The 13521-nt window shown below is 33.0% G+C and carries 12 protein-coding genes and 2 tRNA genes; 7 read left to right on the plus strand and 7 right to left on the minus strand.

Going from position 1 to position 13521, the window contains the following annotated elements:
* The first annotated feature begins 186 nt into the window (after positions 1–186).
* Both FYJ55_RS08905 and FYJ55_RS08910 read left to right on the plus strand, forming a co-directional pair.
* Positions 187–501 carry a TfoX/Sxy family protein gene (locus FYJ55_RS08905; protein ID WP_154556535.1) on the plus strand — a complete coding sequence of 105 codons (315 nt, stop codon included), beginning with the start codon at positions 187–189 and terminating at the stop codon, positions 499–501.
* 3 nt (positions 502–504) lie between these two features.
* Complete coding sequence (locus FYJ55_RS08910) at positions 505–990, plus strand: GNAT family N-acetyltransferase (protein WP_154556536.1); 486 nt, start codon at positions 505–507, stop codon at positions 988–990.
* Here the strand turns inward: FYJ55_RS08910 and FYJ55_RS08915 are convergent.
* The gene (locus FYJ55_RS08915; RefSeq protein WP_154556537.1) at positions 983–1858 is read right to left on the minus strand and encodes a LysR family transcriptional regulator; all 876 of its coding nucleotides are present in this window, start codon (positions 1856–1858) and stop codon (positions 983–985) included. The genes FYJ55_RS08910 and FYJ55_RS08915 overlap by 8 nt on opposite strands.
* Positions 1859–1961: 103 nt before the next feature.
* Here FYJ55_RS08915 and FYJ55_RS08920 point away from each other — a divergent pair, with 103 nt between their 5' ends.
* Positions 1962–2987, plus strand: a complete 1026-nt coding sequence (locus tag FYJ55_RS08920; protein WP_154556538.1) for a YeiH family protein — start codon at positions 1962–1964, stop codon at positions 2985–2987.
* A gap of 8 nt (positions 2988–2995) precedes the next feature.
* On the opposite strand, the gene FYJ55_RS08925 is transcribed toward FYJ55_RS08920, so the two are convergent.
* A complete protein-coding gene (locus FYJ55_RS08925) occupies positions 2996–3865 on the minus strand; it encodes a LysR family transcriptional regulator (RefSeq protein ID WP_154556539.1) in 870 nt (289 codons plus the stop codon).
* 183 nt (positions 3866–4048) lie between these two features.
* On the opposite strand from FYJ55_RS08925, the gene FYJ55_RS08930 reads away from it, so the two are divergent.
* Positions 4049–4798: a DUF4866 family protein gene (locus tag FYJ55_RS08930; RefSeq protein WP_154556540.1), complete on the plus strand. Its 750-nt coding sequence runs from the start codon at positions 4049–4051 to the stop codon at positions 4796–4798.
* An 11-nt stretch (positions 4799–4809) separates the two neighbouring features.
* On the opposite strand, the gene FYJ55_RS08935 is transcribed toward FYJ55_RS08930, so the two are convergent.
* From FYJ55_RS08935 to FYJ55_RS08950, 4 genes are all read right to left on the minus strand, one after another.
* On the minus strand, positions 4810–6120 hold the full coding sequence (locus tag FYJ55_RS08935) for a threonine/serine exporter family protein (RefSeq protein ID WP_154556541.1): 1311 nt from the start codon (positions 6118–6120) through the stop codon (positions 4810–4812).
* Positions 6121–6225: 105 nt separating this feature from the next.
* Positions 6226–6588, minus strand: a complete 363-nt coding sequence (locus tag FYJ55_RS08940; RefSeq protein WP_154556542.1) for a DUF4186 domain-containing protein — start codon at positions 6586–6588, stop codon at positions 6226–6228.
* Positions 6589–6640: 52 nt separating this feature from the next.
* Positions 6641–6716, minus strand: a tRNA-Asn gene (locus FYJ55_RS08945).
* A gap of 130 nt (positions 6717–6846) precedes the next feature.
* Positions 6847–6922, minus strand: a tRNA-Asn gene (locus FYJ55_RS08950).
* 107 nt (positions 6923–7029) lie between these two features.
* Between FYJ55_RS08950 and FYJ55_RS08955 the strand changes: the two genes are divergently transcribed.
* The gene (locus tag FYJ55_RS08955) at positions 7030–7905 is read left to right on the plus strand and encodes a Cof-type HAD-IIB family hydrolase (RefSeq protein ID WP_154556543.1); all 876 of its coding nucleotides are present in this window, start codon (positions 7030–7032) and stop codon (positions 7903–7905) included.
* Here the strand turns inward: FYJ55_RS08955 and FYJ55_RS08960 are convergent.
* On the minus strand, positions 7892–8929 hold the full coding sequence (locus tag FYJ55_RS08960; RefSeq protein ID WP_154556544.1) for a M42 family metallopeptidase: 1038 nt from the start codon (positions 8927–8929) through the stop codon (positions 7892–7894). The two genes, FYJ55_RS08955 and FYJ55_RS08960, sit on opposite strands and share 14 nt — an antisense overlap.
* Positions 8930–9039: 110 nt before the next feature.
* Between FYJ55_RS08960 and FYJ55_RS08965 the strand changes: the two genes are divergently transcribed.
* Together FYJ55_RS08965 and cas9 are read left to right on the plus strand one after the other, a co-directional pair.
* Positions 9040–9510, plus strand: coding sequence for a hypothetical protein (locus FYJ55_RS08965; RefSeq protein WP_154556545.1), 471 nt, complete (start codon positions 9040–9042; stop codon positions 9508–9510).
* A gap of 911 nt (positions 9511–10421) precedes the next feature.
* Complete coding sequence (cas9, locus tag FYJ55_RS08970; RefSeq protein ID WP_154556546.1) at positions 10422–13442, plus strand: type II CRISPR RNA-guided endonuclease Cas9; 3021 nt, start codon at positions 10422–10424, stop codon at positions 13440–13442.
* Positions 13443–13521: the final 79 nt, after the last annotated feature.

A 13521-nucleotide genomic window follows, 5' to 3' on the forward strand; every position in this document is an offset into this window, starting at 1 on the left:
TCAAACTGTTTCTTTTTATTTGCCATTTTCTTTTGCCTTCCTTTGTCTTTGAATCATCCTCTTTCTATTGTACCACTGGCGTAAATTTTCTCTTTTTGACTAGTCCTATTTATATGCTAACATCATATTTTTAGAATATGAGTGTAATTTTGTCTTGACAAAGGTCACTTCATAACAGGTGACAAAATGGCATCAACTAAAGAATATTTAGATTTTATAATGGGGCAATTATCAAATTTAGAAGAAATTACGTATCGAGCTATGATGAAAGAATATATCCTCTATTATCGAGGAAAAATTGTTGGTGGTATATATGATGGTCGATTACTTGTTAAGCCTGTAGAATCCGCAATTCATTATATGTCAAAAGTTCAATATGAATTACCATATGATGGAGCCAAAGAAATGTTGTTGGTAGAAGAAGTGCATAACCGGAAATTTTTGGAAGGTTTGTTTCAAGTGATGTATGATGAGCTTCCAAATCCAAAAAGGAAGAAATAAATTATGGATGAGTTATTATTTTCTAAGAAATATTATGTTAGAAAACTACAAAAGAATGATATTGATCAAATATATGGTCTTTGTAGTAAAAATCACTTATATTATCAATATTGTCCTCCTTATGTGACAAGAAAGAGTATTGAATCGGATATGATGACTCTTCCAGACAATATTGATATTAAAGATAAGTATTATGTGGGATATTTTAAGAACGAGAAGTTAATCGCAGTCCTTGATTTAATTGATGGATATCCCAAAAAGGATATTGTATTCATTGGATTCTTTATGATGGATATCAATATACAAAAGAATGGGATTGGAAGTGCAATAGTCAATGAACTTATTAAATATTTAACAACACTTGAATATAAGGAAGTTCGCTTAGGTTGGATAAATGGAAATCTTCAAGCTGAACACTTTTGGATTAAGAATGGCTTTTGTCCTATAAAAGAAGATCGTGTAGTACTTGCGAATCGAACTATTAAATAAATTCTTCACTGATTGATAGATATTTATCGGCATAGATACTTTCTTTTTCCCAGATGATGTCAAAGTCATGTTGTAACTTAAAATCATCTAAAGTAATTTCTTTGAGTTCTTTTGATTTTAATTCTTTTTCTACAGCTATCTTATATAGGAAAGAAATTCCGCAATCTTTTTTCAACAGATTCATGATGGTATGCATATTTTCTACTTGTGTATAATGTGTGAAATTTGAAATGTGTAAACCATGCGCAATTAAGCTTTGTTCAAGAATGTTTCTTGTTCCAGAACCTTCTTCACGCACTAAAAGATGTTCAGATACTAGGTCATGAATGGTATGGGGTTCTTTATTAAATTGATGGGATGTAACACAGACGGCAACATAGTCTTCAGTGCTATATTTTTTATGAGAATAGTTTTCTTTTGGATAATTTCCTTCGACAATAGCCATACTGATTTGTCCATGGTCAAGTAATTCGAGTAGATTAGATGTGTTGCCATAGTGAAGGTGGATGTTGATTTCTGGATGATTTTGAATAAAGTTTGCCAATTTATCTACAATCGCATATTCGCCGATGGTCATAGTTACTCCAATGGATAATGTTTCAATGTTGGATGTAATATTGTCGAGTTCATTCTTTAAAGCTTGTTCATTATTTTTCATTGTTAATAAATGTTTATATAGTATTTCGCCAGTAGAAGTTAGACTTAATTCTTTATTCTTATAATTGAATAGGATTGTATTGTATTGTTTTTCTAAAAAATGAATGTGTTGCGATACGGCAGGCTGTGTGATATTTAATTGTTTGGCGGCCGTTGTAAAATTTAATGTTTTGCATACAGTAAGAAATGTTTCAGTTCGATAATCTAGCATATGTACCTCTAATGATAAGAAAATATTATTATTCGATAGAATTATATAATTTTACCTTATTGTTGTATAGTGCTACAATTCTCTTCATGGAGGGAATTATTGAATGAATTTTATTAATAAATATGGAAAAGGCATTTTAATTTGTTTATTGATTGCGATTCCATCATGGATCATAGGAAAAATGTTTCCGGTTATTGGTGGGGCTGTTATCGCGATTCTTGCAGGTATGATTATTGCGATGTTTTGGAATGATAAAAAATCTTCAGAAGCCGGTATTAAATGGACTTCTAAAGTGATTTTACAAACAGCGGTTGTATTGCTTGGATTTGGGATGAATCTAGGTGTTATATTTGAAACAGGGAAACAGTCTTTACCTATCATTGTTTGTACAATTACTATATCTTTAGTACTTGCGTGGGTTATGAAAAAGGTTTTAAAAGTACCTTCAAATACTTCGATTCTTGTTGGTGTTGGTTCATCTATATGTGGTGGTTCTGCCATTGCGGCAACAGCCCCTGTTATTGATGCGGATGAAGATGAGATTGCCCAATCTATCGCAGTTATCTTTTTCTTTAATGTACTTGCAGCTATTTTCTTTCCTATTCTAGGAAAGGAGTTGGGTTTAGATACCATGCATGGGGATGCGTTTGGTATTTTTGCAGGAACAGCCATTAATGATACATCAAGTGTAACGGCAGCGGCTTCAACTTGGGATAGTATGTGGAATTTAGGTAGTGCCACATTAAATAAGGCGGTAACAGTAAAATTAACTCGTACACTTGCGATTATTCCAATTACACTAGGACTATCTTTTATTCGTGCTAAAAAAGAAAGACAAGCATCAAACTTTAGTTTGAAACGTGCCTTTCCAATGTTTATACTTTATTTTATTTTGGCAGCTATTTTTACAACGGTTTGTGTAAATCTTGGAGTAGACTCTAGTGTATTTGCACCACTTAAAGAATTATCAAAGTTTTTGATCATTATGGCTATGGTAGCTATTGGACTTAACAGCAATGTAATTCAGTTGATCAAAACGGGTGGAAAGCCAATTGCGGTTGGTGCAACATGTTGGTGTGGTATCACAATTGTAAGTTTAGTGATGCAGCATGTAATGCGTATTTGGTAAATTTTGAATTATAAAGAAAGCGTATCAATAAATTTTTGTGTGGCAATATTGGTTGCACGACTTGCATCCTGGACAAGAAGAATATCTCGTTCAGGATTTTTTATATTTGTATGAATTTCAAAAATATCAGAATCCTTAGAAATTAATTCTTTAGGATAGAATCCAATGCCAAGGTTGTGTTTGACTAATGGAAGTATTTGATCGGCAGTAGCCACTTCTAAATCGGTATGAAAAGGGATTTGGTGATTTAAAAATAAGTTTGAATAATAGGTATATGTACTTGTATTTTTGCCTAAAGTGATAAATGGATAATACGAGATTTGTTGAATGTCTAGAATCTGGTTGCTTAAGCTTTCATATTCTTTTCCGCCAATCAAGACTTCTTCAAAGCAGTAGAGTGAAGTTGCACGTAATGGCTTTTTGATAGTGATCGGACTTGTGACAATCGCAATATCGACAATTCCTTTTTCTAAGGCATCAACAGCTTGAATAGAGGAATGGTTGGATAATTTGATTTTGACTTGTGGATAGGCTTTGTGGAATTGTTCAAGTTTGGATAATAAAAAGATATTTAGAGCCGTTTCACTTACACCAATTGATATATGTCCATGTTCTAAGGTTTTATTTGAAAGAATTTCACTTTCTCCTTGGTAAAGTTGTTCAATGGCTATCGCAACATGTTCATAGAGTTGTTCACCTTCGGGTGTTAGGGTAATACCGGAATGAGAGCGTACTAAAAGCTTACATCCAAATTCACTTTCTATGTTGTTCATGGTTCTTGAGATGTTGGGTTGGTTGTTATGTAGGATTTGAGCGGCTTTTGAAAAGCTTTTATATTTAGCCACATAGTAAAAGATGCGGTAATAGTCTAGTGTCATGTTATAACCTCCATATAATTTTTATATAATGCATATTTAAAATATACATTTCACATATTTTATAGGTGTTAGTATAATACTTTTAGTCTGAGTAGGCAAGCCATCAAAACAGATACAAAAGGTGTGTTAAAGGAAGACCTCTTGTATCTGTTTGCCGAAAGGATTAGAAAAGAAGTGAGAATCATGCCAACGATTTTTCCTAGGGAAGAAAAGGCAGAGGCTTTGTTTGATATAATTGCCAAGGATCCTAGAGCTTGTAAACGATTAATGGACGCCTTTTATGAAGGTGTTGCCTGTGATGAGGATTCAAGCGTAGAAGAAGAAAGGGTACTTGTGGATAAACAAGTATTTACCAATGCACTATTTACTGCATACAAAAATAAAGATCTGTCGGCATTTTTAATGGCTGTATGCGGCAATAGTATGTTTGATTTATTAAGAAATGCATTTTTGATTCCATTGCGATTTAACGATAAGGGAAAAGAGAATCCGATTCTTTTAAGTGATGAGGATGGAAATATTATAGAAAGTGATATTCATATTCCTGAATCAAAAAAGCATATGTTTAAAAAGCTTGTAGAAAAAAATCGATACTTAGCGTATGGTTTTTTAGAACAGCATAGTTTTAAAGAGGATATGTCCATTCAAACTATTCAAAATGAATCGCATTTAGGTATCTTGGTTGTCCAAGAAATGCCTGAAGAGCTTCATGAAAAGTTAAGTGATGCACAAATTTATTCTGGCTTATGGGATTCTATGATGAAGCTAGAAGATTTGTTGTATAACGCATTCTTCTATTGCGGTGATTTTAAAGGAAAGTATTGTGTAGGTGTATTCTTACCATTTACACATTTTGAACATAATTTAGAGAAGAATATTGAAGTTTCAAATAGTATCTTATATGAATGTATACAAAAAATGCTGAACGATTAAGTTCAGTATTTTTATGTACAATATCGAAATGAGGGATCGGTTAAGATACGGGCAAATATAAGTCCCATTGGAAGGGCCAAAACGATCAATAAAGATTGAATGAACCAGTTAGCTCCAATAGACATGGTAGATGCAAGTTCGAGATTATAGATAGCTCGATACATATATAGGCCTGGGACCATAATCACAATGGATGGTACGGTTATCGCAATCCTAGGATATCCTGTATTTCCTTTGATCATAGAGGCAAGTAGTCCGGCTGTTAATGCACCAATAAAGGCCGCGGCTGCAGCGGGTAAAGATAAATCGACAAGTGTTAGTCGTAATGTGTTAGCGATGGCTCCAATGCATCCGGCACTGGCGGCTATTTTTTTTGAACTGTTAAACATAATGGAGAATCCAAAGACGCCTCCAAAACTTGTTAATAATCTTAATAGTAATTTGGTGGATGTTGAAATATGTAGTTTTACAAAATCAACAGGTTGAAGATGTAAGACTAAAGCGCAGATCCATGCAGTAAGTGTGGCAGCTAAAATAATGATAATGGCATAGGCAAGTCTTTCAAGACCAGAACGAAGATCTAATTTAGCTAAGTCAATACCGCTGGTAATGAAAGGAAAGCCTGGAATTATGAAAAGCATAGAACAGATGTATCCGGCTTCATGTTGTGTGGCTATGCCAAAATAGGTTTCTAAAAAAATAAATAACAAGGCATAGGCAAGGCAGGCCAAAGAAACGCTGGCTGCTACATTTAAGAATAAGGTGTAGTTGTGTTTGATCAGTTTCATTCGAAGTGTATTTCCAAGTCCCGCCCCCACAAAGGCACAAAGCATTTCAATGGGGCCTCCTCCAAGTAGAAAGGTAAAACAGCTACAGGCAAGAGCAGCAGCTAATCCTAGAATAATGGGGGAGTAGCTAGAGTGAATGCTTTCGATTTGATCTAATTGATTGTGAATCTCATTGCATGTACATGTTTTACATTCGTCTTTAAAGTGATAGACAAAGTCTTCCATACGAGCAAGTTTAGATGTATTGACACTTGTATTATGTAAAGACAAGGATTGGGCATGTGACTTAATTCCATCAATGCATGTGTAAGAAATATTTGTAAGTCCAATGTCGGCAATACATGTGATATTTAATTCACTAGCAATGGTGTTCATTGAACTTCTAACGCGCCAGGCTCCTGTACCACAGGCTAGAAGCATCAATCCTATTCTTCCTATAACGGAAGATTTTTCTGTAAGACTTGCATTTTCAATCTTAACTTTTGAATCTTTGTTTGTATATTCGTGCCATGGAATGTCCATATGGTTGTTCATAAGATCATCTCCTATATCATTTATATATAATACACATAGTATAAATATATATTCGATATTTAATTCCATGAATAGTATAGTCAAGAAAAAAAAGAAGTCAATTTCTTAATCGACTTCTTTATGAATCCATGTCATTAATACTTTAACAATATATGCTTTTTGTTTGGGGCCTAGTGGCTGATTGGGTTTGATCTTATGCCATTTATATAAACATTGTCTGCAACAACAGCCAGTAGCATGTTGGGCAATGAATACAGGGTGTCCTTTGAAAGGTGTTTGTTTACCGTCGTTTGGGATATAGGCTGGAGCCAATCTTTTTTCAACAAAATCTATGGCATGTTTTTCAATGGTGTCCATTCCTTTGGTTTGTATATACTGCTTATCTTTTTGTTTCAGATGAAAACTGCTCCTAAATTTGGAGTGGGATAAGCGATTAAAAAGTTGTTCAAACCATTCGGATTCTGTCATAAAAGCTCCTTAATAAAATAAAAAAACCAGCTAAGCTGGTTTACTAATCAAGTGGCGCCTGAAACAAGACTCGAACTTGTGACCTGCCGGTTAACAGCCGGATGCTCTACCGACTGAGCTATTCAGGCATTTGTTTTTCACTTGATTGCCTAAATATAATACCAAAAGATGTTGTGTTATGCAAGTACTTTTTTGATTTTTTTAGACAAATTTCAATTCAAAAATAAAAAAACCAGCTAAGCTGGTTTACTAATCAAGTGGCGCCTGAAACAAGACTCGAACTTGTGACCTGCCGGTTAACAGCCGGATGCTCTACCGACTGAGCTATTCAGGCATTTGCTTTTTACTTGACTGCTTGTATATAATACCAAAAGATGTTGTGTTATGCAAGTACTTTTTATAAAATTGTGATATATTATTTTCTATATGGAGGTATGGACTATGTTAGATGCGATTGTAATGGATATGGATGGTACTTTATTGGATCCAAATAATAAAATTTTACCGGAAACGAAGGCAGCATTGATTGCTTGTCAAAAGCAGGGCACAAAGCTTGTGCTTGCGAGTGGTAGAAGTTATACAAGATTGCTTCCTTATGCTAAAGAATTAGAGATGGATGTATATGGTGGCTATTTGTTAGAGGTAGATGGTATTGCATATTATGATGTTCAAAAGGACGAGCGTCATGTTTTAAAACAGATGTATAAGGAAGATGTTGAGCCTGTTTTTGCGTATTTGATGCATAAAAATTGTGAGACAATGGCTATATTTAATGATGGATTATTTGATTATATTCCAGATCCTATAATGGAAAAGAAAAAGGCATTAAGAAATGCACAAGAATATCCAGAGGATTTTCCTTGGACGGGTGGCCCTTGGTCTTGGCTTGCAGATATGCGTGATGGTTATCCTAAGATAACGTATATTAAGGATCTGAGTGAAATTCAATATCCAGTAAATAAGATTCAGACAATTGAGGATGAAGAGGTAACTACACAATTGGCTTTGGATATTCAAAATGAATTTAAAGATCAATATGAAGTGTTCCGTACTTGTCCTAGAGAATTAGAGATTTTGCCTAAGGGATATAGTAAGGGAGCTACTTTAGTTCGTATGATGGATATGTTTGGTTGGGATAAGGATAAAGTCTTCACATTTGGGGATGGCGAAAATGATGTGAGTATGTTTGGTGTTGTAACTCATAGTTTTGCGATGGGCCAGGCTATGGATTATGTAAAAGAAAAAGCAGCTCATGTGACCAAGTCCAATGTGGAACAGGGTATTGTGGCTGCTTTAAAGGATTTTAATATTTTGTGATATAGCTAACAACAAGCTTCATTGTGCTTTCTACACCATCATAGTGTGTTCTTTCCATTCCGTGGCTAGCATGAACACCAGGGCCGATCAAGGCTCCTTTGATGTCGTTACCACCGCGTAATGCGGCACTGACATCTGAACCGTATTGTGGGTAGATATCAACGGCATAATTAAGCTTGTTTTCTTTTGATAGTTCAACTAGACGAGTAATCATTTCGTAGTCGTATGGTCCGCTTGAATCTTTAGCGCAGATTGAAACGTCTTGTTCTGTACAAGCAAGATCTGTACCGATACATCCCATATCTACGGCTAATAATTCTTCAACTTCTTCTGGTAGACAACTTGCTCCATGACCAACTTCTTCATATGTACTGAACATAATGACTAAGTCTCTTTGAGGCGTAATGTTGTTGTCTTTTAAGTATTTTAGTACGCCCATTAAAGCTGTAGCTGAAATCTTATCGTCTAAGAATCTAGATTTAATGAATCCACTTTCTGTGATTTGTGTTTTTGTGTCAATACAAATGAAGTCTCCGTTGCAGATACCTAATTTTTCAACATCTGCTTTTGAGTGTACAACTTCGTCGATACGAACTTCCATTGTGTCTTCTTTTCTTTCTGATGTAGAAGCATCTGGATATACGTGTACGCTTGGTGAACAAGAAAGAATCGTTCCTGTATATACCTTTCCATCGCGAGTATAGATCTTACAATATTCTCCGTCTAATGTTGGTAAGCATGGGCCTCCGACTTTAGTAATGGCTAGTTTTCCATTGTCTTTGATGGAACGAACCATAAGTCCTAATGTATCTAGGTGAGCACTCAATCCTAATGTGTGTTCAGAATCTTTTCCGTCTACATAGATCAATAAATTTCCTTTTTGGTTACGACCTGTTGTATAGCCTAATTTTTTAGCTTCTTCGTCCATGAAATCGATGGCTCTTTTTGTGTAGCCTGTTGGTGAATCAATATTCAAAATTTGTTTGGCGATGTCACAGACATATTCTTTATCAAATGGTTGCATATTTTAAAACTCCTCCTGCATGTATTATACGCTTTTATACAAATTCAAGACAATGTATTCATCTTTTTTTTGAAAATTGTGATATTGTACAAGAAAAGGAGGCTAATTGTATGGAATTAAATGTAAGAGAAGAAAATTTAAAGGATTTATTTAAACAGTTTCAAGTAGAGCATAATGAGAATTGTGAGACTGTATTTATTGATAATAATGATGAACAATTAGAAAACTATTTAAATGAATCAAGTACGGTATATTTACATATGGTGGATTATGAAGTAAGACATCTTGATTTGAGTAAAGTAAATACAATATTTGTGAATAAAGAGTATGCGAGTAAATTAGAAAATGGAATTCAGGATGAACAAAGAATTCTAGAACTACTATTAAATAAATATCCAAATCTTAGAGTTGTATTAATTAATGATAAAAAAGGTGCTTATTATAAAGATAAGGATCTATTGATTTACCAGAAAGAATTGGCTTCTAATTTTGATAAAGACTTATTCTTAGTCAAATATATGGCTTCAGAATTAAAGGGGAATTCAGAAATGACATCTCTATATCGAGGTGTAAATCAGTAGGTTGATATTTATCATCTTTCTCGTTATAATACAAATACAGAAAAGACTACTAGATATGGTGGTCACTCTGGATTAGGTAGAAGCGCTAATCCCGTTGTGAGTGGATGGTTAGCGCTTTTTGTTTTCTTCATGAATAATAATGATCACTCGTATGAGTTGTACAATAGCTATTAAAATAATAGTTATATCAATATTAACTTGAATTTGCATACGCCTATTCCTCCATCCCGGGGATCGAAAGTCTCAAGGATTTATCCAGAGGAAACCACCTGCCATATCTAGTAGCAATATCCATTCTAAATGTCCAATGTGAAAAAGACATTAAACCTCAAAATTTTTTTAAAATACATGTGTAAATCGGTAAGTTGATATTTAACATCATTCTCGTTATAATACAAATACAGAAAAGACTACTAGATATGGTGGTCACTCTGGATATTGCAAGAGCGCTAAATCCTTTGTGAGAGGTGGTTAGCGCTTTTTATTTTCTTCATGAATAATAATGATGACTCGTATGAGTTGTACGATAGCTATTAAAACAATAGTTATATCAATATTAACTTGAATTTGCATACGCCTATTCCTCCATCCCGGGGATCGAAAGTCTCAAGGATTTATCCAGAGGAAACCACCTGCCATATCTAGTAGCAATATCTATTCTAAATGTCCAATGTGAAAAAGACATTAACTCTCAAAACTTTTTTGAAAAAAACTTAAAATTAACCTATGATGATGTTGAATAACGTCTTTTGCGGTACAAAGGTGAAATATAACTTAAAAATATAAATTCTGCTTTATATAAAGTGTATGCTGAGAGCATACATTTTTGTTTTTATATAGAATTATATAGGAAATGGCTTACATAAGTGATATAATGCATATAACATAATCACTTTGTGGAGGGCGTTACAATGGATAATAAGTATGTATTAGGTTTAGACATAGGAATTAGTAGCTGCGGGTATGGAATTATAGATCTTGAAACAGGTAAATTTGTAGACTATGGAGTACGTTTGTTTAAAGAAGGCACAGCAGAAGATAATGGAAAACGTAGAGACGCTAGAAGTCGTAGACGTTTGACTTCAAGACGTCATACTCGAATTATGGACATGCAAAAATTGTTGAAGGAAAATGGTATAATGTCAAATGACTATCATCCTTTGCAGAATGTATATGAATTGCGTTGTAAAGGTTTAAGTGAAAAACTAACAAATGATGAATTAACGGCAGCTATTTTACATATAACAAAACATAGAGGTAGTGTTATTGAAACTGTGGAAGAAGACGCAAAAAAGAGTGACGATGAATTGAGTTTAAAGGCTACTTTGCAGCATAATGAGAAGTTGATTAAACAAGGAAAATATATTTGCCAAATTCAATTAGATAATTTAAACAATAAGGATCATATTCGTGGACATGAAAATAATTTTTCTACAAAAGATTATGTAAATGAATTGAACGAGATATTACATCATCAAGATTTGGATGAACCATTAATTCAAAAAATAATTGATATTGTTGCACGTAGAAGAGCGTATTATGAGGGACCTGGAAGTGAAAAATCACCAACACCATATGGTCGATTTATAGAAGTTGATGGTCGAATCAAAGAAATAGATTTGATTGAAAAAATGCGTGGGAAATGTAGCGTATTTCCAGATGAACTAAGAGCTCCTAAAATGGCGGTAACCGCAGATTTATTTAATTTCTTAAATGATATGAATAACTTAACGATAGATGGTGATAAGTTAAGTCCAGAGGAGAAGAAGGGAATTTTAACTATAGTTAGTCAGAAAGGGAATATTACTTTACGTCAATTGGCAAAAGAATTAAATGTGGATGAAGTTGATATTAAAGGCTATCGTATAGACAAAAATCAGAAAGCTATTTTTACTGAGTTCAAGGGATATAAGAAAATTAAATCAATTTTAGAAAAAGAAGGATATTCAATTTCATTAAATGATTATGAAATGCTAGATAGAATTATTGAAATTCTTACAAATAAAAAGGGTATACAAGAAAGAAAAGATTACTTGTATCATTTGGAGTATAGACTTTCTGATTCAGTGGTAGATACTTTAGCAAATACAACAGGAATAACAGGCTATCATTCATTATCTTTTAAAGCATTGAATTTATTAAATAAAGAATTGTTTGAATCTGAAATGAATCAAATGCAGCTGTTACATGAATTGAAGTTGTTTGACAAGAATCGTGTTTCTCATAAAGGAAAAAAGAACATTGAATCAGACCCAGAAGCTATTTTATCTCCAGTAGCAAAAAGAGCGCAGAATGAAACTTTTAAAGTTGTAAATGCATTGAGAAAGAAATATGGAGAATTCGATTCCATTGTTGTTGAGATGACTCGTGATAAGAATTCAGATGAAAAGAAAAAGAGAATTAGTAACTACCAAAAAAATCGAGAGAATGGATCTAAAGAAATGGATAAATTTTTGAATGAAAAGGGGTATGATCCAACAAAAATTAATGGAAAAACAAGAATGAAAATTAGTTTATATTTGCAACAAGGAGGCAAGAGTGCATATACTTTTGAACCTTTAGATTTAAATCGAGTCATTAAAGATCCAAAGTATACAGAAATTGATCATATTATCCCAATCTCTATATCATTAGATGATTCTCAAAATAATAAAGTTTTAGCATTACATTCAGAAAATCAAGTGAAAGGTAATTTGACTCCTTTTATGGCATATGCAGCTAATAAATTTAATGGAATGGGATGTAGTTATTCAGAATTTAAGAAAAATGTTCTTTCTAACGATAACATTCCATACAAAAAGAAGTTGAATTTGTTAAATGAAGAAAATATCACTAAGGAAGAAGTGGCTAAAAAATTTATTAATCGAAATCTGGTGGACACAAGCTATGCTTGCCGTGTTGTTTTAAATACGCTATCAGATTATTTTAAAGATAATGAGATTAATACAAAAGTTCATACTATCAATGGTCGAGTTACGGATTTGTTTAGAAAGAAAATCCATTTAGAAAAAGATCGTGATGAAAATTATTTGCACCATGCGGTGGATGCATTAATTGTTGCTTCTGTAAAGAAAATGAACTTGTTGAATGGATATCTTCTTAAACAAGAACATGATTTCAACGATTTATATAATGAAGAAACGGGAGAAATTATTACAATTCCTGATGATAAGGTATTCTATGATGAAAGATATATTCAATACATTGTGAATTTGAAAACATTGTTTGAAGAAAGCAGTAAGTATTATGATCATGTAATAGATGAAGAGAATATGTGCTTTAACCCAATTAAAATTTCTCACAAGGTGAATACAAAGCCAAATCGTCAGATTGCAGACGAAACTATTTATAGTACAAGAAATGTAGATGGAACGGATTACTTGATTGAAAAAATCTCTAATATTTATGATCCTAAAGATAAAAAATGTATTCGTTTAATTCAAGATATCTTAAATGGAGAAGACGAAAAATATTTAATGGAAAAGCATGATTCACAGACATTCGATTTAATTAGAAACATTGTAAAATATCATTATGAACAGTTTAAATCGGATTCAAAAATGTATAAAGTAACTAAGAAAAAAGGTAAAGAAATTATTACTTTAGTTGGGGAAAATCCATTAACTAAATATAAAGAAGAAAATGGTGTTATACATAAATATTCTAAGAAGGGGAATGGTCCTGAAATTATTTCAATGAAATATGAAAGTGAAAAATTAGGGAATCATTTAGATATTTCTTCAAACTATCAAACGAATAATAAAAAAGTTATTTTGAAACAAATCAAACCATACAGAACGGATTTCTATCAATGCGAAGATGGTAAATTTAGATTTGTTACTGTTCGATATACAAATGTTTCATATCATAAAGCAAAAGGAATGTATGGTACTACGTCAAGAAAAAGGACTCATAAAATAGATAAATTTTAAATTCTAATGTTTTGAATAATAATTATTCTCATATTGATTTGGTGATTCATAACCGCAATGGCTATGGATTCGTATCGTG

The organism is Holdemanella porci (assembly GCF_009696075.1).
GTDB lineage: Bacteria > Bacillota_I > Bacilli_A > Erysipelotrichales > Erysipelotrichaceae > Holdemanella > Holdemanella porci.